The 23,653-nt window shown below is 52.7% G+C and carries 25 protein-coding genes; 11 read left to right on the plus strand and 14 right to left on the minus strand.

Annotation, left to right across the window (positions count from 1 at the left end; translation table 11 throughout):
• From QWT68_RS02645 to QWT68_RS02670, 6 genes are all read right to left on the minus strand, one after another.
• Positions 1 to 366 carry a hypothetical protein gene (locus QWT68_RS02645; RefSeq protein WP_040286121.1) on the minus strand — a complete coding sequence of 122 codons (366 nt, stop codon included), beginning with the start codon at positions 364 to 366 and terminating at the stop codon, positions 1 to 3.
• A gap of 99 nt (positions 367 to 465) precedes the next feature.
• Positions 466 to 786, minus strand: a complete 321-nt coding sequence (locus QWT68_RS02650; protein WP_040286122.1) for a YflT domain-containing protein — start codon at positions 784 to 786, stop codon at positions 466 to 468.
• A gap of 129 nt (positions 787 to 915) precedes the next feature.
• Entirely contained in the window at positions 916 to 1,212 is a 297-nt protein-coding gene (locus tag QWT68_RS02655) for a hypothetical protein (RefSeq protein ID WP_040286123.1), read from the minus strand.
• Positions 1,213 to 1,231: 19 nt separating this feature from the next.
• Positions 1,232 to 1,801 (minus strand): SCO family protein, encoded by a 570-nt coding sequence (locus tag QWT68_RS02660; protein WP_040286124.1) that lies wholly within the window; start codon positions 1,799 to 1,801, stop codon positions 1,232 to 1,234.
• On the minus strand, positions 1,798 to 3,198 hold the full coding sequence (locus QWT68_RS02665; protein WP_040287165.1) for a sensor histidine kinase: 1,401 nt from the start codon (positions 3,196 to 3,198) through the stop codon (positions 1,798 to 1,800). Before QWT68_RS02665 ends, QWT68_RS02660 begins: the two co-directional genes overlap by 4 nt.
• Before the next feature lie 10 nt (positions 3,199 to 3,208).
• Entirely contained in the window at positions 3,209 to 3,880 is a 672-nt protein-coding gene (locus tag QWT68_RS02670; protein ID WP_040286125.1) for a response regulator transcription factor, read from the minus strand.
• A 174-nt stretch (positions 3,881 to 4,054) separates the two neighbouring features.
• On the opposite strand from QWT68_RS02670, the gene QWT68_RS02675 reads away from it, so the two are divergent.
• The 3 genes from QWT68_RS02675 to QWT68_RS02685 all read left to right on the plus strand — a co-directional run bounded on the left by QWT68_RS02675 (position 4,055) and on the right by QWT68_RS02685 (position 5,684).
• Positions 4,055 to 4,834: a FixH family protein gene (locus QWT68_RS02675; protein WP_290149384.1), complete on the plus strand. Its 780-nt coding sequence runs from the start codon at positions 4,055 to 4,057 to the stop codon at positions 4,832 to 4,834.
• Positions 4,835 to 4,903: 69 nt separating this feature from the next.
• Complete coding sequence (locus tag QWT68_RS02680) at positions 4,904 to 5,233, plus strand: ASCH domain-containing protein (RefSeq protein WP_244898684.1); 330 nt, start codon at positions 4,904 to 4,906, stop codon at positions 5,231 to 5,233.
• A 10-nt stretch (positions 5,234 to 5,243) separates the two neighbouring features.
• A complete protein-coding gene (locus QWT68_RS02685; RefSeq protein ID WP_290149385.1) occupies positions 5,244 to 5,684 on the plus strand; it encodes a hypothetical protein in 441 nt (146 codons plus the stop codon).
• Between the two features lie 60 nt (positions 5,685 to 5,744).
• Here the strand turns inward: QWT68_RS02685 and pepF are convergent, their stop codons facing one another.
• Positions 5,745 to 7,568 (minus strand): oligoendopeptidase F, encoded by a 1,824-nt coding sequence (gene pepF / locus QWT68_RS02690; RefSeq protein WP_290149386.1) that lies wholly within the window; start codon positions 7,566 to 7,568, stop codon positions 5,745 to 5,747.
• An 84-nt stretch (positions 7,569 to 7,652) separates the two neighbouring features.
• Positions 7,653 to 8,105: a hypothetical protein gene (locus QWT68_RS02695; RefSeq protein WP_040286130.1), complete on the minus strand. Its 453-nt coding sequence runs from the start codon at positions 8,103 to 8,105 to the stop codon at positions 7,653 to 7,655.
• Positions 8,106 to 8,296: 191 nt separating this feature from the next.
• Between QWT68_RS02695 and QWT68_RS02700 the strand changes: the two genes are divergently transcribed.
• From QWT68_RS02700 to QWT68_RS02715, 4 genes are all read left to right on the plus strand, one after another.
• Complete coding sequence (locus tag QWT68_RS02700; RefSeq protein WP_431312218.1) at positions 8,297 to 8,746, plus strand: PaaI family thioesterase; 450 nt, start codon at positions 8,297 to 8,299, stop codon at positions 8,744 to 8,746.
• 65 nt (positions 8,747 to 8,811) lie between these two features.
• Positions 8,812 to 9,117 (plus strand): DUF4870 domain-containing protein, encoded by a 306-nt coding sequence (locus QWT68_RS02705; protein WP_040286132.1) that lies wholly within the window; start codon positions 8,812 to 8,814, stop codon positions 9,115 to 9,117.
• 143 nt (positions 9,118 to 9,260) lie between these two features.
• A complete protein-coding gene (locus QWT68_RS02710; RefSeq protein ID WP_290150445.1) occupies positions 9,261 to 10,481 on the plus strand; it encodes a dicarboxylate/amino acid:cation symporter in 1,221 nt (406 codons plus the stop codon).
• 131 nt (positions 10,482 to 10,612) lie between these two features.
• Positions 10,613 to 11,239: a YitT family protein gene (locus QWT68_RS02715; protein WP_052461726.1), complete on the plus strand. Its 627-nt coding sequence runs from the start codon at positions 10,613 to 10,615 to the stop codon at positions 11,237 to 11,239.
• Here QWT68_RS02715 and QWT68_RS02720 read toward each other — a convergent pair.
• On the minus strand, positions 11,218 to 11,583 hold the full coding sequence (locus QWT68_RS02720) for a hypothetical protein (RefSeq protein ID WP_290149390.1): 366 nt from the start codon (positions 11,581 to 11,583) through the stop codon (positions 11,218 to 11,220). The two genes, QWT68_RS02715 and QWT68_RS02720, sit on opposite strands and share 22 nt — an antisense overlap.
• A 148-nt stretch (positions 11,584 to 11,731) precedes the next feature.
• On the opposite strand from QWT68_RS02720, the gene QWT68_RS02725 reads away from it, so the two are divergent.
• The gene (locus QWT68_RS02725) at positions 11,732 to 13,297 is read left to right on the plus strand and encodes a BCCT family transporter (RefSeq protein ID WP_040286135.1); all 1,566 of its coding nucleotides are present in this window, start codon (positions 11,732 to 11,734) and stop codon (positions 13,295 to 13,297) included.
• Positions 13,298 to 13,329: 32 nt separating this feature from the next.
• On the opposite strand, the gene QWT68_RS02730 is transcribed toward QWT68_RS02725, so the two are convergent.
• From QWT68_RS02730 to QWT68_RS02750, 5 genes are all read right to left on the minus strand, one after another.
• A complete protein-coding gene (locus tag QWT68_RS02730; RefSeq protein WP_052461727.1) occupies positions 13,330 to 14,070 on the minus strand; it encodes a metallophosphoesterase family protein in 741 nt (246 codons plus the stop codon).
• Between the two features lie 80 nt (positions 14,071 to 14,150).
• The gene (locus QWT68_RS02735; protein ID WP_290149393.1) at positions 14,151 to 14,765 is read right to left on the minus strand and encodes a DUF3298 and DUF4163 domain-containing protein; all 615 of its coding nucleotides are present in this window, start codon (positions 14,763 to 14,765) and stop codon (positions 14,151 to 14,153) included.
• Positions 14,766 to 14,869: 104 nt separating this feature from the next.
• Positions 14,870 to 15,832 (minus strand): metal ABC transporter solute-binding protein, Zn/Mn family, encoded by a 963-nt coding sequence (locus QWT68_RS02740; RefSeq protein WP_040286136.1) that lies wholly within the window; start codon positions 15,830 to 15,832, stop codon positions 14,870 to 14,872.
• A 78-nt stretch (positions 15,833 to 15,910) separates the two neighbouring features.
• Positions 15,911 to 16,768, minus strand: coding sequence for a metal ABC transporter permease (locus QWT68_RS02745; protein WP_040286137.1), 858 nt, complete (start codon positions 16,766 to 16,768; stop codon positions 15,911 to 15,913).
• Positions 16,768 to 17,511, minus strand: a complete 744-nt coding sequence (locus QWT68_RS02750; RefSeq protein ID WP_040286138.1) for a metal ABC transporter ATP-binding protein — start codon at positions 17,509 to 17,511, stop codon at positions 16,768 to 16,770. Before QWT68_RS02750 ends, QWT68_RS02745 begins: the two co-directional genes overlap by 1 nt.
• 360 nt (positions 17,512 to 17,871) lie before the next feature.
• On the opposite strand from QWT68_RS02750, the gene QWT68_RS02755 reads away from it, so the two are divergent.
• The 3 genes from QWT68_RS02755 to brnQ all read left to right on the plus strand — a co-directional run bounded on the left by QWT68_RS02755 (position 17,872) and on the right by brnQ (position 23,599).
• On the plus strand, positions 17,872 to 19,032 hold the full coding sequence (locus QWT68_RS02755; protein ID WP_040286139.1) for an exonuclease SbcCD subunit D: 1,161 nt from the start codon (positions 17,872 to 17,874) through the stop codon (positions 19,030 to 19,032).
• Entirely contained in the window at positions 19,029 to 22,106 is a 3,078-nt protein-coding gene (locus QWT68_RS02760; RefSeq protein WP_290149397.1) for an AAA family ATPase, read from the plus strand. The genes QWT68_RS02755 and QWT68_RS02760 overlap by 4 nt, the downstream gene beginning before the upstream one ends.
• 107 nt (positions 22,107 to 22,213) lie before the next feature.
• A complete protein-coding gene (gene brnQ, locus QWT68_RS02765) occupies positions 22,214 to 23,599 on the plus strand; it encodes a branched-chain amino acid transport system II carrier protein (protein WP_290149398.1) in 1,386 nt (461 codons plus the stop codon).
• Positions 23,600 to 23,653 lie beyond the last annotated feature (54 nt).

Consider the following 23,653-nt stretch of genomic DNA (forward strand, 5'->3'; position numbering starts at 1 on the left):
TTATTTTTTCTTCGCTAAAATGAGTATGAACTGGATGATCAGCCCGATTCCAAGGCTGAATGAGGAAATGATATACAGCGATAGGACACCGAGCGATTGGCCGAGTTCACCTTCATACATGAAGATACTGCGGAAGAATTCTTCGAAGCTGATCACCATGCCTGCCATGAAAAACCAAAAAGCCAGTTTCAGTTTATAGAACAGCAGCAGCACAGCGAGCAGGCCGACTGTCAGGCTGAAGATGGTGAATGCCAGGTAATTCTTCCAATCAAGTTCGTGCCCGCCGATCGTCCGGACACCGATGATGAAAAGGACAAGGGTCGTCAGTCCGGTGAATAACCCGATTTTCCGTATGTGCTGATCCATCAGATGCACCTGCTTTCCATTCAACATCATACCTGAAAACCAGGGCGGCTGCACAACAAAAAACACAGCCCCTGGTGAGGGCTGTGCCGCATACTGAAATTATTTATTGGCGATGACGACGAGCTTGCCTTTGTCGAGTTCGCTCTCCGCTGCTGCTGCGTCCTCTTCCGAAAGACCAGCCCCGTGCATTTTGCTGCGGAGTTCGTCACCGCGTGAGCTGAACATGTTTTTCATGGAATCGAGGAAGCCCTGTTCCTTCATGCCGGCTTCTTCCGTATCGAGCGCATCATTGATATCCGATCCGCGCTTTTTATCATGAGCAAACACATAGATGTCGTCATGTGTATAGCCTTTCCCAACAAGTTCATCTACTTTCTCTTTCGCCTGCACTGCATTTTCTACATAAAACTTTTCAACCATTCCGAATCCCTCCAAGTGATTTTTGTAAGTACTGCTTGTTCTAGTGTTTGTATACCATCGTCTGCATGATACTAAACATCCCGCAGAACCGAAGCAATGGGTCACAATGGAAAACCGGGAGAAAGGATATTAGACATGCTCGCTTTTCAGCTTGCGGAATGTTCTCTCGAAGGCTGCCGGGTCACTCGTAACGTGAAATGTCCGCACGCCATGATTGGTATGCAGATAAAACAGGCAAGTCCCATCCGAAAAAGGCTTATGAGAACAGTCGAAAACCGATTGCAGAGGGAACATCTGGTTTGCGGAGTGGATGCTTTCTCTATAAAGTGCCAGTGTTCCATCGGTCCGGGAAATGGACTGTTCAATCCAGCCGACTCTTTTTTCAGCGGTCATATAGGTCAGAGACATCAATGGTTGGTTCGTCAAAAAATTCCTCCTGTCGAAATCAGTCCAAATATTTTTTCACCGTTTTCATCAAATCATGGAGATAATCCTCGTCCACATAGTTGAATTCACTGACAAGCTTACCGCCCGGGGCGATCAGGTAGAAATTCGTTCCATGGATCACCTGATCACTGGTGGTTGGCTTCTGGACGATCGTCTGGAAATTCTCGAACGCGAACTCAGTGATTTCCCTGGACGAATACCCGGTGAGGAAATGCCAGTTCGTCTGGTCGTCCGTATATTGTTCAGCGTATGTCATCAGTTTCTCAGGTGTGTCCACTTCAGGATCGACTGTGAATGAAACGAATTGGACATCGAGCCCTTCCTCCGTGAATTCTCTTCGCAGGGCTGCCATCTCTGACGTCATCGGCGGACAGACGGTTTCACAGTTGGTGAAGACGAAATCCGCAATCCACACGGTATCCTTCAGCTGACTCATGCCGAATGCATTGCCTTGCTGATCCAGAAACGTGAAGGTGGAGATCTTGCGCTCCGGTCCGTGTCCGGCAGAGCACCCAGATGAGAGGAGCAGCACAGCAGTCATCAGAAGTATGGTACGGACAGCGTTCATAACGGATCCTCCTCGGTAAGCAGCGGAAAATCAATTGTGACTGTAGTTCCGAGCTGCGGGTCGCTGTCCATGACGAAGGCACCGTCATGCAGCCGTACAATCTCCCTCACAATGGACAGGCCGAGTCCGGTGCCGCCTGTCGTGCGCGTGCGGGCTTTATCGGTGCGGAAGAAACGTTCACCCATCCGGCTTAAATCGTCTTTCGAAATTGTCAGCCCGGTGTTGCGGATCGTAAATCGGGCATCACCGCCATGCTCTGATAGGGAGATGGAGATGTCACCACCCGGGGAGACGTATTTGACCGCATTGTCGATCGTATTATAGAACACCTGCTGAATCCTGTCGGCATCGCCTGAAATGATGAGATCCTCTTCAATCTGAATAGAAAGCCGGATGGCACGGTCCGTAATCCGGATGCGGAACAGGTCGATCGTATCGAACAGCAGCTGTGCCACGACAATCGGCTGCGAACTGATCGTGAACAGCTCTTGCTGCAGATAGTTCAGTTCCGTCAAGTCGCTGATCAGCTTGCTGAGACGGGCTGTCTCTTTCTCGATCGTATCAAGATAACTGCGGGCTTCCGTGTTCTCCTCGTCCGCATGCTGCTTCAGTGCATGCGTATAGCCGCTGATATACGTCAGAGGCGTCCGCATCTCGTGGGCGAGGTTGCTTGTGAATTCCCGCTTCCGCTCTTCTTGTGCTTCCAGTGAGGAACTCATCACGTTGAAGGCGGAAGCCAGCTGGCCGATCTCATCATCGCGTTTTGTTTCGATACGGCCCGAATAGTCACCATGCGATACATTTGCAGCGAGATCCTCAATTTTACGGAGCGGCTTGAACAGCGAGGCCCATACCCTGTTGATGAGCAGGAACAGAATGAGGAAGAATCCGATTCCCACTGCGGCGAGCAGCGGAATGCTCTCGGCGAATACATCCTGGATAGCTGCGAGAGGCACATAGATATAGATGAATCCGATCAGGGAGTCTTTCCCGCGGATCGGGAAAACCGCCCCGAGGATTTCCCGGTTGAATTCCGATACGTAGCCTTTCTTGACGACGTATGACCCTTTTTCCAAAGTATGACGGTCTTCGGAATCGATCAGATCTTCATAGTCCACCTTGTAAGGGAAATAGGAAGGCAGCTCATCGAGCCGATCCACAACGACAATTTCATATTCCGAGACAACGTTGTACCATTGGATCTTTTCGATGATGTCTTCACTGAGTTCCCCGAAATGGTAATGGGCGGCCGTACGTTTCCCCTGGTAGATGATCGATTCCTCGATACTTTCCAAATACAGTTTGGAATAGAGGAAGTGGATGAAGAAGAAGGAAAACAGGATCGTGCAGGCAAGGCTCAGAAAAAAAAGCGAGAGCACTTTCTTACTCAGTGTCATCTTCAAGGATTCAGACCTCGAATTTGTAGCCGATGCCCCACACGGTCTCAATCCGCTTCCCTTCGTCGCCCAGCTTGAGGCGCAGCGTTTTGATATGGGTATCGACAGTGCGGACACTGCTTTCGTGCTCGTCGCCCCAGACGATTTGCAGCAGCTCATCGCGCGTATAGACACGGCCCGTATGCTTTGCCAGCACGTACAGGATGCCGAATTCTTTCAGCGTCAGGGACAGCGGTCTGCCGTTCAAGGCGGCGCGGTGGGCCTCCTTGTCGATTTCCAGAGGACCGAACGTCAAGGAGTTATTCAGATCATTGCGCTGGTAGGATCTGCGCAGCACCGATGCCACACGTGCCAGCAATTCACCAGGCATGAACGGTTTGACGATGTAGTCATCGCCGTGTTTCAGCCCCTGGATCTTATCCGGCTCATCGCCTTTTGCAGACAGGAAGATGATCGGCAGGTCGATGGTCCGTTTCACTTCCTGGGCGAACAAGAAGCCGTCCATGTACGGCATCATCACATCGGCCAGGCACAGGTCGACATGGACATCGTGCAGCAGCGACAGGGCATGGACGCCATCAGTCGCTTCCACCACCTGGTAGCCGTCCCGCTCCAGGAATGCACGAATCATTTTCCTCATTTCCGCCTCATCGTCAATCACCATGATTGTATAGGGGTTCATGTATAAGCCTCATTTCCTTTTGCTTTTCAAACCAGTTTCTCAAGATAACGTGAACATTCCATGAAGTGCGGTGACTTCATACTTACTTCGAAAACGTACAGTACAATGGATTCTATACAAGTATCATACGCTATAGCGGGCTTGCCGTTAAGCAATAAGGAGAGGACATCATTCATGAAAAAGAAATTTCCGGCTGCGGGGGCAGCTCTCATCGCACTCATGCTGGCAGGGTGCGGACAGGATAATGGAGATACAGCTGCGGAAACAGACACAGAGGATGTTGAAATCGTACCGATCAGTGTCGATCTGACAGTTCCCGGAACGGGGACGGCCGGTGAGCCTGTCGCTTTGAAAGCGGCCGTAACACAAGGGGAAGAAAAGGTATCGGATGCTGATGAAGTCGTCTACGAGATCTGGGAAGAGGGCAAGAAGGACGACAGCCGTATGGTGGAAGCCGAACAGACCGGCGACGGTGTCTACGAAGCGGAAACCGAATTCGATGCTGACGGACTCTACCATGTGCAAGTGCATGTGACGGCACGCGATATGCACACGATGCCGATGAAAGACATTACCATCGGCGAAGGGGCGGCAGTTGATGAGGGACATGCAAGTGCCCATGGTGAAGGGCATGAGCATCATCACACGGCTCCCGGATTCTCCATGCATTTCATGGAGCCGGACCATGCCGCGGCAGGGACGCCGGCAGCTATGATGGTGCATCTGCAGCAGGACAATCAGCCTCTTGAACATGCGCGTGTCCGTCTGGAAATCATAGAGAACGGGAAAACAGATGCCGCACAGTGGGTGAAGCTTGAAGAAGGGAAAGCCGGCGAATATGCAGGGGACGTGACATTCGATGCAGCGGGAAAAGCGGAGATCACTGTCCATGTGGAAGACGACAGCGGTCTGCATGAGCACGAAACCCATGAACTGGACGTCCAGGCACCATGAACGGCAGGATCGCTATTCCTTTGTGAACCCTGTATACTATAGGGAGATATTGAAATGGAGGAATGCGTAATGGAATACCCTGAAAAAACATGTTCGGTGGAACGTCTTGTCACAGTACCAGAGGATGTCCGCAAAGTGCTGGAAGGCAAGAAAACTGCGACGAGAAGAAACGGTGTCTATGCGTATCCCGGCGAAATCATGACACTTGAAGGCAGGGAGTTCGAAGTGAAAAACCTCTACGAACAGTCTTTGGGAGAAGTGACGGAGGAGCATGCCCGTCAGGAAGGGTTCGACAGCCTGGATGCATACAAGCAGTCCATACTGGGGATGCACGAGGGCATGAAGTGGATCCCGGCGATGAAAGTCTGGGTGCACGAGTTCGCTGCTGTAGAGAATTGATGGGCCCGGCATGGGTACCTTCTATACACTCATCGTCTACGTGCATGTCGTTTCTGCAGTAGTGTCCGTCGGTCCGCTGGTTGTTCTGTTTCCGCTCATCCGCAAGATGCGGACAGCGTCGGCGGGGGAAGAATCGATGCTCCTGTCGCTGTTCAAGTGGACGATACGGTTCGTCATGCACGCGGGTCATGTGCTCGTCGTGACAGGTGTCCTGCTGCTCATCTTCGGACCGTGGCCATGGTATACATCATGGGTGATTGTGACGGTCGGCGTCATGATGCTGTCCATCGTTTTCCTTGCGAGCGGTTTTTCGAAAGTGCTCAGCCGGTTCCCGGATGAGCCTGAAAACCGTGACGGCCTGCTCAGAACACTGAAAGAAACGGCCTGGCGTTACATACTGCTGCTGTTGGTCATGCTCTATCTGATGGTTGCAAAACCATCCTTCTGGTAATTGCACATGAATAAGGCTGCCCGGCGTTTCGATTGCGAAACGTTCCGGACAGCCTTTTTTTCAGTTGGTTGCCGTTTGGGCGTTGATCTCGTCTGTCAGCTCAATCAGCTGGTCGACCAAATCGCCGATATAGGCAATCGTATTTTTCAGCGGCTCTTCCGTCGTAATATCGACACCCGCCATCTTGGATAATTCCGCAGGTGTTTTCGTTCCGCCTGCCTGCAGGACTTTCAGCCAATCCTCCACTGCAGGCTGGCCTTCGTTCAGCACCCGTTTCGACATTTCGGTGGAAATCGTCAGACCGGCACTGTACGTATATGGATAGAGACCCATGTAGTAGTGCGGCTGGCGCATCCACGTCAGTTCAGCACCTTCGTTGATATCCACGGTGTCACCCCAGAATTCTTCCAGTACACTCCGTTTCAGCTTGTTGAGTGTCGCAGCATTGACGCTTCCGCCTTCATCGATGATCTCATAGACCTTCCGCTGGTATGCAGCTTCCAGCAGATGCGTGACAAAGTTATGATAGTATGTCCGGGAAATGATCGAGGAAATGACCCAGCGCTTGAATTTCGGATCATCCGAATTCGACAGCAGGTGGTTGGCCACGAGCATTTCATTCATCGTCGACGGCGCTTCGATGAAATACGTTGACGGACGTGAATTGAAGACGTTCTGATGCTTATGGGCATTGTAGAAATGTCCGGCATGTCCAAGCTCGTGGGCCAGGACGAAGACGTCTTCCATGCTGCCTGTCCAGGAGATCAGGATGTACGGATGTGTACCGTACGGGCTGGAACAGAATGCACCGGTCGATTTCCCTTTGTTCTGGGCGAAATCCGTCCAGCGCTCATCGTACGACCGCTTGACCATATCCAGGTAGTCGTCTCCCATGATCGCGAGGGAATCATGGATATACTTCTTGGATTCCTCCACTGTGATGGTCGGTTCATAGGTCGGATCGAGCGGAATCTTCAAATCTGCGAACGTCATCTTGTCCAGACCGTATTCCTTCTGCAGCAGCTTCGCATATTTCCGCATATGCGGTGCCAGCTCTTCAGTGATCAAGTCTATCTGACGGTTGTACATGGAACGGTCGACTTCCTGGTTGAAGAGCAGGTAATCCGTGATGCTGTCATACCCGCGCAGATCGGATGTGATCTTCTCAATCTGCAGATGCGCATCATATGTCTTGGCTGTCGTATGCTGATAATCACGCAGTTTCTTCGAGAATGCATCGAAAGCTGCCCGGCGCTTGCGTGTATCGGGTTCAGCTTCCCAGCCGCCTTCGAACGTGACGTAACTGAGCGGATACTTTTCCCCGTCCACAGTGAAGTCTTCAAAATCCATATCGACCATTTTCGTCGTGTTGTACAGGCCGTATGGTGCGTCGAAGGCAGCGGAGTAGGCGGCAAGCACTTTCTCGGCTTCCGGATGCAGCCGGTACTGTTTTTCTCGGAGCAGTTCCTTCAAATAGTGGCTGTACTCCTCGGATGTTTCCATCGCGGTCTGCAGTACGTCTTCCGGAAGGGCGAGCAGTTCACTCGTCACGAAAGAGAGCTGACTTCCCACTTTGGCGGCCACGGCCCCGAAATGGCTGTCCCGCATCTGGGTTTCATCGTCTGTCTGATCGACGCTGACTGCCAGATTCGTGAACGTGCCGAGCGGGATGATCTGCATGTAGAGGCTCTCGTATTCTTTCACTGCATCGATAACGTCATCGGCGGATTGGATCTTCCCCTCATACTTCTCTGCAAATCCTTTTACATCCCTCTGCAGTTTTTCAAGTGCTTCTTTGTACGCCTGCTCGGAAGCGAATAAGTCATCTAAATTCCACGTTTCCTGAACAGGGACTTCGGAACGCGGCGGCAATTGTTTAACCAATGGAATCTCTCCTTTATTTCGAATTCTGAACTAATTCCAGTATAAAACAAGCAGACTGAAATGTAAAAAGATTTCGAGACTGTATTACCCGGAATCCGGCCGGTTCGTCAGGATGAACTGCAGAATCCAGTCCATGTCCAGAGAGTCGCCGACGACGGTAAACTGTTCACCTGCTTCAGTAACGATCAGATGGTCTTCGGTCAGGATGGTAATCCGGTTTTCGTCGGTATCCTGCAGTGAAATGGTGAACTGGTTGAAATCCAGATCGCTGACCTCGAGCTGGGTATCAATTTTCTGCACCTCGACCGACTGGAGGAAAGACAGCAGACGGACGATCTCTTCCTTGTCCGTGACAATCCAGGCAGTAGCTTCCGAGCTGACAGGCAGCGGTTTCGTGAACACAAGCTGCTCCACGGAATTCGCCGGTCCCGGGAGAATATCATGGAACCCTTTCACTTGGAATTCCACCATTGATATATACATGGCATACGCGCCGCCGATCAGCAGGCAGACTAACAGCATGGCCCGTAATTTCATCTTCACAGCCCCCTTGGTACGATGGTTACTGCATTATACGCAGCAGATCGACGAGATGATATCGTCCTCCGCCACTACTATATGCAGAAAGGTGCCTGAAAAGTCTCAGAACGATTGTGATATAATAGGAGACACTCAGATGAAAAGGGGGAATTTTCTTGCAGCAGTTTACAGAACACGCAATTCAAGATATGTATCCGGATGACTTTTCGTGGTGTTACGGATGCGGCCGTCTGAATGAGGAGGGGCATCATTTCCGGACAGGCTGGGAAGGGGACAAGACTGTCACATACTATGAACCTCAGGCAGATCAGACGGCAATTCCCGGTTTCGTCTATGGCGGACTCATCGCATCCATGGTCGACTGCCACGGTACTGGCTCTGCGTCACTTGCACTGCATCGGAAAAACGGGTTCGAGCCGGAAAGCGCCGAGACGCCGCCACGCTTTGTCACCGCTTCACTTTCTGTCAACTTCCTGAAACCGACACCCCAGGGACGGAGGCTGAAAGCTGTCGGAACTATCGAAGAGATCCATCCTAAGAAGTTCAAAGTGTCTGTGGAGGTTTTTGCGGACAGCGAACTGTGTGCAAACGGGGAAGTGACGGCAGTCGTGATGCCGGCATCGTTCGGTGCGAAATAAGTTGAATCCTTTTGTGTGTTCATCCGTAGAATCCAGTATAGAGAGTAAGGGAAGGGTGAATACCTATGGAAGCAAAAGGACTTAAAATATTGGTGCATGCCAGCGCATTCTTTGCGCCGTTCCTCGTACCGTTTGTCGTCTATCTGGTCAGTCCGGATCTGCAGGTGAAACGGATGTCCGTACAGGCGCTGCTGTTCCAGCTTGTGATGGGGGTGCTCATCACGGTATCCATCATCTTTTCGTTCGTGCTCATCGGACTGCCGTTTCTTGTCATCTTCGGTCTGATGACACTCATCGTGCCGATCATCGCTATCGTCAAAGCCATCAATGATGAGCCGTATAACTATCCGATCGTCGGACGCTGGTTCTGACGGCCGGATGTACAGAAGACTTCCCGGGACTGTATTTGTCTCCGGGAAGTTTTTCTTTTATAATAATTGGAAGCGTTTGCATTGTATTTGACGCTTTGAAATAGAGTGTTGGAAAGAGAAGAAAGGGAGGGAGAATGTTGAAGATCCGTTTCAATTTGGTTACGCAGATATTTGCGGCGTTTGTCCTTGCAATTATTCTCGGGAGTATTTTCGGCAGTAAAATCGATTTCCTGCAGCCGCTGGGGGATCTGTTCCTGCGTCTCATCAAATTTGTCATCGCACCTCTGATCCTTTCGACACTGGTTGTCGGTGTCGCAAGCATGTCCGATCCGAGACAGCTCGGACGGATCGGTGTAAAGACGATCATCTACTACCTCGGAACCACTGCGGTGGCGATCATTATCGGATTAGGAGTCGCGCTCCTCATGAGTCCCGGAAAAGGTGTCGATATCCCGGCCGGAGAAACGGCCGTGCCGGAAGCGGCTGCTGCTGAACCGCAGAGCGCCGTCGATACACTGCTGAATATCGTCCCGACCAATCCGTTTGAAGCACTGGCCACCGGAAATATCCTGCAGATCATCTTCTTTGCACTGTTCCTCGGTATCGCCATTACGATGATCGGCGAGAAAGCGTCGCCGGTACTGCGGTTCTTCGAAGGGTTTGCGGAAATCATGTATAAAGTGACAGGGATCATCATGCGTGTCGCGCCGATCGGGATACTCGGACTCATGGCGCCGGTTGTCGGACAGTACGGTCTGTCGGTGCTGATGCCGCTTCTGAAAGTGGTGCTGGCTGTCTATATCGCATGCGTTGTCCATGCGCTCGTCGTCTATTCCCTTGCCGTGAAGACGCTCGGCAAGATGAGCCCCGTCACGTTCTTCAAAGGGATCTTCCCGGCAGCACTTGTTGCGTACAGCACAGCGAGCAGTGCGGGCACTCTGCCGGTGACTATCAAAAATACGACCGAGAACCTCGGTGTGCCGAAACGGGTTGCCAGTTTCGTACTGCCGCTCGGTGCGACCATCAATATGGACGGCACAGCGATCTACCAGGGGGTCGCAGTTGTGTTCATCGCTCAGTTCTTCCATCTTGAGCTTACGTTCCTGCAGCTGCTGACAGTGGTGCTGACGACCGTCCTGGCTTCGATCGGTACTGCCGGCGTGCCGGGAGCCGGAATGATCATGCTGGCGATGGTACTCAATTCCGTCAATATGCCGCTCGAAGGGATCGCGCTGATCGCCGGAATCGACCGGGTCCTGGATATGATGCGCACGTCTGTCAATATTGTGGGCGATGCGTCCGCAGCTGTCTGTGTTGCCGGTTCCGAGAAGGGATTGATCCCGGCGGCCGCGGCAGACGAGTAATTGAATCATAAGGAAGACGCTTCTTCTCCCATCTGGGGAGGGGGCGTCTTTTTTCAGCTCTGTCTGTAAAGTATTGCAGTGCTCGGACATATACTTGCAGTATCACATTTGCAGGAGGTGCGATCATCCAATTGGCATATCGTATTCTGATCCAGATCGGCAGCTGTATGCTGATCGCGCTGGGACTCAACGGGTTCCTCGTGCCATTCGGCCTGATGGAAGGCGGAGCGCTCGGCATCAGTCTTATCATCCATTACCTATCCGGCATGAAAGTCGGTTTGATGTTTCTGGTTATCAGTCTTCCTATCTTCCTGATGGCTTGGATTTGGCATCGCCCATTCTTCTATAACGGAATCCACGGTATGCTCGCCTCCTCGCTGATTATCGACCTGCTGGCTCCGGTACGCTCTATTTCCGATGCAGTCAGTATCGGACCGGCTGCGAGTGCAGTCTGCGGAGGTCTGCTGATCGGCCTGGGCACCGGTATCTTACTGCGTTCAGGAATCAGTATCGGCGGGACGGATCTGCTTGCACAGCTGCTGGCGAACTGGATGAGACTGAATACAGGTTTCGTGATCCTGCTGTTCGATCTTTGTATCGTCACAGCAGGCAGTCTGCTCATTCCGGGTATTTCCATACTGCTGTCGACAGCCACCGTCCTCTCTGTCGGGGGAATGATCAGCCTGATCGTCTGGGGGTTCCCGGAGAACAGGCCGGCAGCAGTACGGCGGATCCTTCAGTCGTCGGATGCCGGCTGATCTGCCGACTTGAAACACTGGTGGACGTCCACCGTATTGACGATTAGCAGCAAGGTGACAAGCAGAAGGGAACACCAGAACAGTCCCGGCTCACTGAATGGATGGACTTCACGCCGTGTCCCTTCGTAAATGGCTTCCAGACTGCGTGAAAAGAGGTCCTTGTCGAGCAACAGGGGGAACAACGTGCATGTCCAGCTCATATTCACGAGGAGGTTCACAGCTGCCAGTTTCTTGGAGTGTTTTCCCTCAAGCGACCAATAAGCCCCTACTGTAATATCGATCACTGCCAAAATCAGCACAAGCGGCAGGTAGAAAGAGAGGGCGAGTTCATCCGCTTCGCTCATACAATCACATCCTTCAAGAAAATTGTTGACAAAAGAACGGGTGGTTAACCATACGGGTGATTAAAAATACAAGACAGTCCGCTTTGATGTTACAGACCCCGAAAGTAGGGTAACTGATGAGTATCTGATTATTTAGGAGTCGTTGCCAATGGAAAAGAAGTTTTGGAAAAACCCTGTATTCGGCATCTCGGCAGCCGTCATCTTCATCCTGGTCCTGCTAGGTGCAATCTGGGCCGAGGAGTTCGGTGTCATCGCCGATAAGCTTTATAATTTCACGACAAGGAGTTTTGGCTGGTTTTATCTGCTCGTCGTATTCGGTCTGATTGTCTTCCTAGTAGGACTTGCTATCAGCAAATACGGAGCGATCCGTCTCGGCGGTGATGAGGAACGGCCCGATTATCCGTTCTTTACGTGGATCGGGATGCTGTTTTCAGCAGGTTTCGGTGTCGGGCTCGTCTTCTATGGCGTCGCCGAACCGATGAGCCATTACATAAGCGCACCCGTGTCAGGTGTGCAGCCGAACAGTGAGGAGGCTGCGAGACTGGCGATGGGCTATTCGTTCTTCCATTGGGGTGTTTCCCAATGGGCGATTTTCGGCCTGGTCGGCCTGGTCATCGCGTTCCTGCAGTTCCGGAAAAAAAGGGACGGGCTGGTTTCCACAGCCCTTGAACCGATTGTCGGTTCCAACAAATATTTGAAAGGCGGCATCGATTCCCTGGCTGTCATTGCGACAGTGATGGGGATTGCCACATCACTCGGACTCGGCGTCCTGCAGATGAGCGGCGGGCTGGAGTATGCATTCGACATCAAGAATACGTTCTTCGTCCAGTTCATCATCATTGCAGTCGTATTCGCTGCGTACATGCTGTCTGCCTCCAGCGGGCTGAACAAAGGGATCCGATACTTGGGGAATTTCAACTTGGGACTCGCAATCGCCCTGCTGGCCTTTTTCTTCATTGTCGGCCCGAAGGTTTTCATTCTCGACAGTTTCACGCTTGCGATCGGTGACTATATTACGAATTTCATCCAGTACAGCCTGCGTCTGCAGCCATACGGCGAAGGGACCTGGGTCCAGAAGTGGACGATCTTCTATTGGGCCTGGACGATCGCCTGGTCGCCATTCGTCGGCGCATTTGTCGCCCGTGTTTCGAAGGGGCGCACGATCCGTGAATTCATCGTCGGGGTCATGGTGATCCCGCCGGTCTTCGCCTGCATGTGGGTTGCGACGCTGGGCGGTACAGCGCTGTACAGTGACTTGAAGAATGGTACGAAGATCGGGGAGGCGGTCGGACAGGATGTAACGTCCGCATTGTTCGAGACATTCCAGCACATGCCATTCACCGGATTGCTGACGATTTTGGCGCTCGTTCTTATTTTCACTTTCCTTATTACATCTGCGGATTCAGCGACGTATATATTGGGGAGTATGACAACACGCGGCAGTCTGATGCCGCCGATGGCTGTAAAGCTGACATGGGGCGTTCTTATGGCGGCAATCGCAGGTGTGCTTCTCAAAGCGGGGGGTCTCGAGGCCCTGCAGTCCGCTTCGCTCGTATCGGCGCTGCCCTTCTGTCTGTTCCTGATCATCATGCTGTTCGCGCTGGTGAAGATGCTGAAAAAGGAACCGATCACGGTGAGGCCGAGAGACGTTCGCCGGTTCGAGCGCATCGAAGCGGAATACAGGAAGAGGAAAGAGAAGGGCAAGAAGAAGTAACCGGCTCATGCAAAAAAAGGTCCCGTTCCTGTTCAGGAAGCGGGACCCTTTTTGTGTGTATGATCTGCAGGTACTGAGATCTCCTTCTTTTCCGGCAGGACGAGGCAGTTCAGCTGGCCGCCGAATACAGCGCCGCCATCTATGCCGATAATCGAATTGGCACCGAAAAAAATGTGATGGGAATCCGGGTCGCCATGCAATCCGGACACCGGGGTATGGCCGAAGACGATTGTTTTCGGCCCTGCATATTTGCTGTGGAACTCGTCGCGTATCCAGACAAGGTCATAGGGATCCGTTTCCGCCAGCGGCACGTCCGGTTTCACACCGGCATGGACAAAGACCGTATCCTCTTCCTCCATGTAAACGGGAAGCCTTTGCAGGAAAGCCAGATGCCTGGCCAGAACGGCATCCGACAGGACAGGCTGGATGAATTCCTCTTCATCTCTGAACAGAAAGGATTCCGGTTCGAACCCGTAGCTTTTCAGTGTGGCATCGCCGCCGTTCCGGCCGGTCCAGTTGCGCCAAGTCCGTTCGTGTCCTTCGGTCAATGACCGGATCATCATGTGTTCATGATTGCCCTGCAGTGCGACAGCCCCGTTTTTGACGAGCTGGATGACACGGTCCACTACACCTTTGGAATCCGGCCCGCGGTCTATATAATCGCCGAGCAGGATCAGACGGTCCTTCCCCGCGATGTACTCCGCTTTCTCAAGCAGAGCATCCAGCATCCCGGCTTCCCCGTGGATATCACTGATCACTAACGTCCGCTGCATGGATTTCCACCTCTCCTTCTATATAATCAGCATAGCAGGAGAGTGTGGAATGTGGCAAACGATGCCAGACGGTCCGGCCGTTAAAGGAACGGGATGAACCGCTGCAGCGGACTGTTCTCGGGAATGATACGTTCCAAGTCTTTCAGCGCAATTGGGAAGTAGGGGAAGCCCCACACGTACGGGGTGATTTCATACAGCTGGAAGAAGACGACGAGTGAGGTGTCCGCCAAATAGAAATCCTGGTCGCGCCGGATACCGGTGAATGGGGGATCGAGCAGGTCCACATCCCATTGGTCGATCTTTTTACGGACGATCTCCGAGATCGGTTTCTCGAACTCCTGGGAACCGAACAGGTCATGCAGTGAATATTTTTTACCGGTTGTTGTATCAAATGTCAGCGGTTTGACGACAGTCATCCCGTGCGCCCCCCCTGTAAATGAGTAGGCGATCAGCGTCAGGCTCAGAATATCGCGTTCATTAGTCTTCACTTCATAGTAAACGATCAGTTCCACAAGATTCGGATCATAATAATTCTGGTCGATGAGCAGCTGGTTCAGCGCATCCCGGATTTGGGTGTTCAGGCTATGCTGGACAGCAGGGAGATGGGGCAATAGGACTTCTGGATAGACGATTGAAACGGAAGGGGACGGATTCGGCAGCGGCCGGGATGTGACCAGTACAGGATTGTTCCTCAAGACATCATCCTTTCTCTATTCTCCATTGTATGTAGATGGGTCTTGCAGCATGACCTCATACGAAAACAGCCGCCCCGGGGTTGGGGACGGCTGTTCGTCAGGTGTCAGCGTTTTTTGCTCATCTCGTCGTGCATGAGATCGATGTTGTAGTTCAAGTATTTCACATACGTATCGATTTCCTCGCCGGGATCTCCGATTTCGTCCGAATAGATCGGTTTGTCTGCGATCGGGACACCGGTCTCTTTCGATACAGTTTCCATCGGACGAGTGTCGACGTTCGACTCAACGAACAGGACAGGAACCTTATGCTCTTTGATGAAGTGTACGAGATCCTTGATCTGTTTCGGGGAGCCGTTCTCCTCTGTGTCGATTTCCCAGATGAACGCTTCCTTCAGTCCGTAGTGGGCCGCCATGTACTGGAATGCCCGTTCACTCGTCACGAGTGTCCGGTTCTCCTCTGGGATGTCATTGATGCGGTCCTCGTATTCCTTATCAATCTCTTTCAGGCGGGCGATATACTCCTCACCCGTCTTTTCGATTTTGTCGCTGTCTGTCGGATGTTTCTCTTTCAGGATGCGTGTAATATCCTCCGCCATCTTGACTCCGACACCGGGATCGATGAACGCATGCGGGTTCATCTCTTCATCACGTCCGTCCGCTCCTGATAAGTACATCGGTTCCACATGCTCTGTCAGGTTGAAGATGTTTTCATCTTTCTGATGGACGGAGTCCGTCAGTTTTTTGAACCAGCCGTGTTCGCCGCCTTCCAGGTTCAGTCCGTTATAGAGGAGGACGTCCGCGTCAGTAGCTGCTTTGATATCGTTCGGAAGCGGTTCGTATTCGTGCGGATCCGTTCCGGATGGCACCAGGTTATGCACTTCCACATAATCGCCGCCGATCTGACGGACCATATCCGCGATGATCGTGAAAGAGGTGACGACTTTCAGTTTGCCGCCGCTGTCCTTGTTGTCACCCGACGCGGATGACACATCTTTACCGCTTCCGCAAGCGGCAAGCAGGAATACTGCCATGAGCGAAAGGCCCAGCCATGTTGCTAACTTCTTCATAGATACTTCTTTCCCTTCTCTGTCTGAAATTATAGTGAAGTGCTGTGTGCCGAAGCAGACAGCCCATACTTCCTTATCTTACGCCGCAGATTTGCGGGGGTTCTTCGAACGGAAATACTGAGTGATGAGTCCCTGTTGCGGCGAAAACAAAAATGCCAGGATGAAGATCGACGTCGTTGCCAGTGCAATGACAGGACCTGACGGCATGTTGTACAAGAAACTGAAGTACAGGCCGATCACCGCTGACAATGCACCGAAGAATGACGCCAGCACAACCATGGCGGACAGGCGGTTCGTCAGCAGATACGCAGCGGATGCCGGCGTGATCAGCATGGAAACGACGAGAATGACACCTACCGTCTGGAGTGAAGCGACTGTCACCAATGTCAGCATGAACATGATCGCATAGTGGATGAATCGTACGTTCAGCCCGTAGGCTGCCGCCATTGTTTCGTCGAAGCTCGACACTTTCAATTCTTTGAAGAACAGGAATACGGTGACGATGATGATGACGCCGATCACGAGGGTGATCCACATATCCGAATCACGGACGGACAGAACGTTTCCGAACAGGATCTGCGTCAAGTCTGTCGCACTTTTCGCCTTCGTAATCAAAATGATACCGAGCGCGAAGAAGGCGGAAAACACGATACCGATCGCAGAGTCGCTTTTGATGCGGCTGTTCTGGCTGATTGCGCCGATTCCGAATGCGGTCAGCACGCCGGTCAGGACTGCACCATAGAAGTAGTTGATGCTCAGCATGTAAGAGATGGCCACACCCGGCAGGACGGCGTGTGAAATGGCATCCCCCATCAGCGCCATGCCCCGCAGGACGATGAAACTGCCGATCACTCCGCAGATGATCCCGACCATGACGGATGTGATGAACGCCTTTTGCAGAAATGCATAATTGAACAGATCATGTATGAACTCCATTACACCTGAACCTCCACATCGTCGAACATTGTCATCGGGCGGTTATATGCCCGTGTCATATTTCTCTCCTGGAACACCTGGTCGACAGGACCAGCGCCGATCAGTTCCCGATTCATGAGGATCAGTTCATCGAAGTAACTTTTCACTTTGGATAGGTCATGGTGGACGACGAAGACGGTCTTGCCCTGCTCCTTCAGTTTCCTGAGGATATTGATGATCACTTCCTCACTGGATACGTCGATACCGACGAACGGTTCATCCAGGAAAAAGTAGTCGGCTTTCTGTGCAAGTGCCCGAGCGAGAAAGACCCGCTGCTGCTGACCGCCTGACAGTTCCCCGATCTGCCGGTCCGCGAAGTCCTGCATGCCGACCTGCTTCAGGCAATCCATTGCCCATGCTTTGTCTTGCTTGCTGGGTCTGCGGAACAATCCGAGTTTCGGATAGGTGCCAAGCAACACGGTATCCTTCACGACGATCGGGAAGTTCCAGTCGATGTTGGACCGCTGCGGTACATATGCGATAATTTTCCGTTTCCGTTCGATCGGTTCACTGCCGATCTGGACAGTTCCATTGTCTTTTTTGATGAGGCCGAGCATCGCTTTCATTAACGTCGACTTTCCGGCGCCATTCGGACCGAGAACGCCGATCAGGCTGCCGGGCGCGAAAGTGAAGGACACATCCTGCACGACTTGTTTGCCTGAATAAGAGACGGAAATATGATTTGCCGTTATGGGTTCAGTCATCTTTGTTCCTCCTGTTGATCAATATATTTTTCCTTCGTGCAACTTTTTAGCAAATGTTCGCCCTTTGTTGGAATGTGAAGGGCAGCACGTAGTTTTTCATCGTATGCACGATTGTGCCGAATTGTTCATCATCCAGCATACTGCAAACAGTTTCCTTTGCGCAACTTTAAGTTTCCTCTGTGCAACTTTCAACAGTATAAAACATCGGATTTCACATGTAAAGCGGAAAGTAAAAATTTTTAGAATGGTTGCTTTTCTGTGTAACGTCCTGCAGCGTAGGGGAGGAGTGGCTGTACCTGTTTGCGAAACACCGGAAATCGGATAAACTGGAAGGAGACTTATAGGAAAAGAGGCATCCACATGAAAATCTTCCATACAGCGGACTGGCATCTCGGCAAAGTGCTGCAGGGGGTCTCACTGCTCGCAGAACAGCGCTTCGTCCTGGAGCAGTTCATCGAAGCGGTACGACAGGAAAAACCGGACGCTGTCATTATCGCCGGAGATCTGTACGACCGGTCCGTCCCCCCTGCAGATGCTGTCAACCTACTTGATGAAGTGCTTTGGACACTGACTGTCGACCTTGAAACACCGGTTCTTGCGGTAGCAGGCAACCACGACAGTCCGGCGCGGCTCCAGTTCGGCAGCCGGCTGATGAAGCGGACAGGCCTTTACATAGCAGGGAAACCCGAAAGCGATGGCGGCTGCATGACGGTTGAGATGGCGGATGAAAGCGGCCCCGTCGTCTTCCATTTGATCCCATTCGCCGATCCATCGGTCATCCGCAATTTGACGGGGGACGGCACAGTGGACAGCCATCACAGCGCGATGGAGAAAGTTATACAGAAAATCGGTGAGCTGGATGGCAATGCGCGCCACGTAGCTGTCGCCCATGCTTTCGTGACACCCGGCGGGAAGGCGGAGGAGAATACGAGTGATTCGGAACGGCCGCTCGCAATCGGGGGGGCAGAGTATGTCGCAGCCGATCTGTTCAGGAGATTCCATTACACAGCGCTCGGTCATCTGCATCAGGCCCATTTTGCGGGAGACGAAACGGTCCGGTACGCAGGATCGCCGATGAAATATTCCATCTCGGAAGAACATCATAGAAAAGGGTTTTTAGTTGTGACGATTGACGGGGATGGCAACACGGAAGTGGAGAAACGAGAGCTGTATCAGAATCGGGATATCCGTACGGTGAAGGCGCTGATGGAAGACCTGCTGAAATTTGAACGGAGTGATGATTATGTTTTCGTCAAACTTCTCGACACGGCGCCGGTGCTCTCCCCAATGGAAAAAGTGCGGTCGGTCTTTGCGAATGCCATGCATGTGGAACGGGTTGTGAACCGGCCGCTCCCTGATGGGGGAGTCTCGCGTGTTTCCGATATCGAACGCCTCGATGACCGATCGCTGTTCCGGTCGTTCTATGGAGAAATGACCGGCAGGCAGCCAGATGAAGAAACAGAAAAAATACTTGATGAAGTATTCCAGGAACTGCTGGATGGAGAGGAGCGGAACGGATGAGACCCGACCAGTTGACGATGACAGCATTCGGACCGTACCGTGATACGGAGACAGTGGATTTCACCAAGCTTAAGGAATATGGGCTGTTCGCCGTTTCGGGTGCCACAGGCGCAGGCAAGACGACAATCTTCGATGCGATCTGTTTTGCATTGTACGGACAGGCAAGCGGAGAGGATCGGACCGATATCCGCGCACTTCGCAGCGATTTTGCAAGAAACGATGTGCAGACAACAGTGGAATTGGTATTTTCACTGCAATCCCGCCGGTTCCGTGTATTCCGGCAAGTTCCCTATACGAAGGAAGGCAACAAGAGCGAAACGGGCGGTAAGGTCGAGTTTTACGAACTGACCGACCAGGGGGAACTGCCGGCTGTCGACCGTCAGATCGTCTCAGAAGTGAACAGGAAGGTCGAGGAGCTGATCGGCTTCACCTTAGCCCAGTTCAGCCAGATCGTCATGCTGCCGCAAGGGGAGTTCCGAAAGTTCCTGACATCGGATACGGAAAACAAAGAGATGATTTTGCGGAAGATCTTCAAGACGGAACGGTACCGGAACCTTGCAGATAAACTGAAGGTGAGGAAAGACGCCCTGGACAATGAATTACGTTCGTCACGTCTCACGATGGAACAGCTGGCGGCACATCTGCCGGGTGCCTTTCCGGAACGGGAATCGCGGCTGCACACCGAACTGAAGTCGGCATCCATCCATTATCACCGTCTGCTCGATGCACTGCAGGAGGAGGCGGATCATTACAGGGAGCAGTCGAAACAGAACAGTGACCGCTATAAGCGTGAGTATGAAGCCCACGGGAAAGCCCAGCAGGAATTCTCTTCAGCCGCTTCGCTGAACAGCCAATTCGACAATCTGGAAAAGAACAGAGCGGAGCGGCTTCGGCTGCAGGGGCAGGAGGAAGCAGTGCAGGCAGCACGGCTGCAGTTGAAAAAGGCGGAACATGCCGCCATCCTCGAAACGGCAGAACAGCGGGCAGCCGAAACCGCTGCCGAGATGAAAAAGCGGAAAGAAGAGCTCAGACTGGCCGAAGAAAAGCTTACGATTGCACAGCTTGCTGCATCTGAAGCGGAGGATCGCTGGAAAAGAGAACAGCTGAAAACTCCCCAGCGCGACGAAGCAGGGAAACAGCTCCTCACACTGCAGTCATACATGCCGGCGGTCCGGGAGCTGGAACAGCGGAAGTCGGAGATCATCCGTCTTGAGAAGCAGGCTGCTGAAGAACAGCAGCGCGCGATGAAGATGGCCGCCGATCTGCAGCGTGCAGCTGCTGGAACCGCAGAACTGAAGAATAGCATGCAGCAATTGGAACAGTCCGCAGAAGGATATGAAATTCTGCTTGAGCAGCTGAATCATGCCAGGGAGAGCCACAAACAAATCAGCGATTATATAGCTCTCCAACACACGGTCAGCAAAGTTTCACAGCAGGCAGCAGACTTTGAAAAGACCTACAGGGAGCTGAAGCTGAAACAGGACACTTTGGAGTCGGAATGGCTGTCCGATCAGGCGGCACTGCTCGCTGCTTCTCTCGAAGACGGACAGCCGTGCCCTGTGTGCGGCAGCGCCCATCATCCTGCAGTGCAGGAAAGCGGAGCGACTCATGAAGTGACACGGGAAGTGCTCGAACAGACGAAACAGCAGACAGCTGCTGCATATGAACAGTTCCAGACTGTGAAAGTACGGCTTGAGAACGGGCGGGCTGAGTTGGCTGAAGCAGAAGTGCAGTTAGGTGCAAAGCCGGATGACGGCTGGGCGCAGGGAGCTTTGGAAACTGTACAGAAAACGGAAGCCCGCCTCGAAAAGAAAAAGCAGGCGAGAGGGAGTTTGCAAGCCGTACGAATTAAATACGAAAACGAAAGCAGCTCGCTCGCTGCCCTCCAAACCGCTGCCGCTGATAAGGAGAAGCAGGCTGCGGCAGTCGCCGCTGATCTGGAGAAAGCAAGATCGGTATTAGAGGCGACCATCCACAATGTCCCCCAAGACTTCCGCAGCGTTGAAACTCTTGAACAGGAAATCACTGCTCAGCAGGAGCTGAAGAAGCGGCTGGAGCAAGCATGGGAAAAAGCTCAAGCCGAGCGGCAGTCGGCGGCTGAGGCGCTGTCCTCCGCCCGGTCGGCATTCCAATACACCGAGCAGGCGTCTGAGGAGTCGATACTTAAGCAGCAGCAAGCGGCCGGCCGGTTCGCAGAGTCGCTCAGCACATCGATTTTTGAGAGTGAAACGGATTATCGGAACAGCAAGCGCACCGCTGCGCAGCGTGATAAGCTCGCTTCAGCAATCCAGGACTTTGAAGTGGCATGGCGGACCGTAAACGGTGCAGTCACCGAATTGGAACAGAGATTGGACGGAAAGCAGCGGGCGGATACGGAGCAGATGGAAGAGCGGATCAAGCAGCACAAGCTGTTGTACGAGCAAGCCTATGCGCAGTCCCTTTCCGACAGCCATCTTGCAAAATCAGCAGAGGAGGCCAGGACGAAACTGGCAGCTCTCCTCGAGGAACAGGGCAGCCTCGAGCAACGGCATGGCCGCACAGCGGAACTGCACGATTTGGTAAGAGGGCAGAATGACCGCAAGCTGTCGTTCGAACGCTATTTGCAGACGGAATACTTGGAGCGTATCCTGAGTGCAGCAAACGGCAGGCTGGATAGTTTGTCGAACGGCCAGTTCCAGCTCATGCACAGCGACCGGCAGGAAAGCAGAGGCAGGCAGAGCGGACTCGGAATCGATGTCTATGACGGATACACAGGCCAGCATCGTGATGTCAAGACGCTGTCCGGCGGGGAAAAATTCAATGCATCACTCAGTCTTGCACTCGGCATGGCGGATGTCATTCAAAGTTTCCAAGGGTCCATTTCCGTGGAAACAATGTTCATTGACGAAGGATTCGGTTCGCTGGATGAGGAATCACTGCAGAAAGCGATCGACACACTTGTCAATCTCCAGAAAGACGGCAGGATGATCGGCGTCATTTCGCATGTCGCAGAACTGAAAGAGGCATTTCCGGCAGTGCTCCGCGTGCAGAAGAGTGTCGAAGGGCACAGTCATACTGAAATTATTATCCAATGAGCATTGTAAATTTAAACCGCGGCTTGCTTTTTAGCAGGCCGCGGTTTATGATGTAGACCTGCAATATATCGCATACAACTATCAGTCATCGTTGGAAGGAGTTCCATATGGATCGTAAATTACCGCTGTCATCGCTTATTGTCATTGGAACCATGCTGTTCGCATTATTTTTCGGAGCAGGGAACCTGATTTTCCCTGCTCAGCTTGGCCAGGAGGCGGGCACCAGCTTCTGGCCCGCAGTCATCGGCTTTCTGATCACCGGTGTAGGACTTCCGCTGCTCGGGATCCTGGCGATCGGATTTTCAGGAAGCGCCAATCTGCAGGAGCTGGCAAGCCGCATCCATCCTGTCTATGCGGTCATCTTCACTTCAGCGCTGTACCTGACGATCGGTCCGTTCTTTGCGGCCCCCCGGACGGGCGCAGTAGCTTTCGATATAGGGGTTGTGCCATTTTTAGGCAGGTCGGATCCGTTCGTCCCAAGACTGCTGTTCACCGCCGTTTTCTTCGGTCTGACAATCTGGCTGTCTCTGAATCCGCAGAAGATCGCCGATCGAGTCGGCAAGTTCCTCTCACCGGCGATCATCGTCCTGCTGCTCTTCCTGCTGGCGGCTGCCTTGTGGAAGCCGATGGGCTCGTTCCAGCAGCCGGGTGAAGCGTATGCTTCCGGTGCGTTCGGCACCGGATTCACGGAAGGGTATAATACGATGGACGCGCTCGCTTCACTCGTGTTCGGGATCATTGTCATCACAGTTGTCCGTTCCATGGGTGTTAAGTCGAAAAAGGGGTTCATGGGTGCCACTATGAAAACCGGATTCGTGGCAGCTTCATGTCTCGGAGTCCTCTATTTGGGCATCGCATTCCTCGGAGCCAGCAGTGTCTCATCACTCGGCGTACTTGAGACAGGAGGGGCTGTGCTCACCGAAGTGGCTGTTCACTATTTCGGACAGGCCGGCCTCGTACTCCTGGCTGTTGTCATCCTGCTCGCGTGCCTGACGACAAGTATCGGTCTTATGACGGCTTGCGGCGAGTATTTCCATACGCTTATTCCGCGGATGTCCTACAAAACGATCGTTACAGTGTTCACAACGTTCTGCTTTGTGATCTCGAATATCGGGCTGGCCAATATCATCACCTACTCCGTACCGGTGCTGATGTTCTTGTATCCGCTCGCGATAACACTGATGCTGCTGACGTTTGTATCCCCGCTGTTCGGGCATGCAAGGATCGTATACGTGGCAGTAACGGCTGTTGCCATGCTGGTCAGTATCGTGGACGGTCTGGCAGCACTCGCGGACACTTTGCCGGGTGGCCGTCTCGAGTCCATCACTGCCCCCGTTGTCCGCTTCTACAGCGATGTCCTGCCGTTTTACAATGACGGTCTCGGCTGGCTCGTCCCTTCCATCGCAGCCATCGTCATTTTTGGTGTCATCGCCAAAGCGGCAGGCGGGACATCCGGTCATACAAATAATGAGAAGACGAATACCGCAAGCTGATCGGCAAAGAATTCAACAGCAAACAAACCGCATGGACCCGATAAATATCGGGAC

The sequence above is a fragment of the Sporosarcina trichiuri genome (assembly GCF_030406775.1).
In the GTDB taxonomy this organism is placed as follows: domain Bacteria; phylum Bacillota; class Bacilli; order Bacillales_A; family Planococcaceae; genus Sporosarcina; species Sporosarcina trichiuri.

Bases quoted from the DNA above. Each gene is read 5' to 3' on its own strand.
- QWT68_RS02645 (WP_040286121.1), bottom strand. From the start codon at position 366: ATGGATCAGCACATACGGAAAATCGGGTTATTCACCGGACTGACGACC.
- QWT68_RS02650 (WP_040286122.1), bottom strand. From the start codon at position 786: ATGGTTGAAAAGTTTTATGTAGAAAATGCAGTGCAGGCGAAAGAGAAA.
- QWT68_RS02660 (WP_040286124.1), bottom strand. From the start codon at position 1,801: ATGAACGCTGTCCGTACCATACTTCTGATGACTGCTGTGCTGCTCCTC.
- QWT68_RS02665 (WP_040287165.1), bottom strand. From the start codon at position 3,198: ATGACACTGAGTAAGAAAGTGCTCTCGCTTTTTTTTCTGAGCCTTGCC.
- QWT68_RS02670 (WP_040286125.1), bottom strand. From the start codon at position 3,880: ATGAACCCCTATACAATCATGGTGATTGACGATGAGGCGGAAATGAGG.
- QWT68_RS02675 (WP_290149384.1), top strand. From the start codon at position 4,055: ATGAAAAAGAAATTTCCGGCTGCGGGGGCAGCTCTCATCGCACTCATG.
- QWT68_RS02680 (WP_244898684.1), top strand. From the start codon at position 4,904: ATGGAATACCCTGAAAAAACATGTTCGGTGGAACGTCTTGTCACAGTA.
- QWT68_RS02685 (WP_290149385.1), top strand. From the start codon at position 5,244: ATGGGTACCTTCTATACACTCATCGTCTACGTGCATGTCGTTTCTGCA.
- QWT68_RS02695 (WP_040286130.1), bottom strand. From the start codon at position 8,105: ATGAAATTACGGGCCATGCTGTTAGTCTGCCTGCTGATCGGCGGCGCG.
- QWT68_RS02700 (WP_431312218.1), top strand. From the start codon at position 8,297: ATGTATCCGGATGACTTTTCGTGGTGTTACGGATGCGGCCGTCTGAAT.
- QWT68_RS02705 (WP_040286132.1), top strand. From the start codon at position 8,812: ATGGAAGCAAAAGGACTTAAAATATTGGTGCATGCCAGCGCATTCTTT.
- QWT68_RS02720 (WP_290149390.1), bottom strand. From the start codon at position 11,583: ATGAGCGAAGCGGATGAACTCGCCCTCTCTTTCTACCTGCCGCTTGTG.
- QWT68_RS02725 (WP_040286135.1), top strand. From the start codon at position 11,732: ATGGAAAAGAAGTTTTGGAAAAACCCTGTATTCGGCATCTCGGCAGCC.
- QWT68_RS02730 (WP_052461727.1), bottom strand. From the start codon at position 14,070: ATGCAGCGGACGTTAGTGATCAGTGATATCCACGGGGAAGCCGGGATG.
- QWT68_RS02740 (WP_040286136.1), bottom strand. From the start codon at position 15,832: ATGAAGAAGTTAGCAACATGGCTGGGCCTTTCGCTCATGGCAGTATTC.
- QWT68_RS02745 (WP_040286137.1), bottom strand. From the start codon at position 16,768: ATGGAGTTCATACATGATCTGTTCAATTATGCATTTCTGCAAAAGGCG.
- QWT68_RS02750 (WP_040286138.1), bottom strand. From the start codon at position 17,511: ATGACTGAACCCATAACGGCAAATCATATTTCCGTCTCTTATTCAGGC.
- QWT68_RS02755 (WP_040286139.1), top strand. From the start codon at position 17,872: ATGAAAATCTTCCATACAGCGGACTGGCATCTCGGCAAAGTGCTGCAG.
- QWT68_RS02760 (WP_290149397.1), top strand. From the start codon at position 19,029: ATGAGACCCGACCAGTTGACGATGACAGCATTCGGACCGTACCGTGAT.
- brnQ (WP_290149398.1), top strand. From the start codon at position 22,214: ATGGATCGTAAATTACCGCTGTCATCGCTTATTGTCATTGGAACCATG.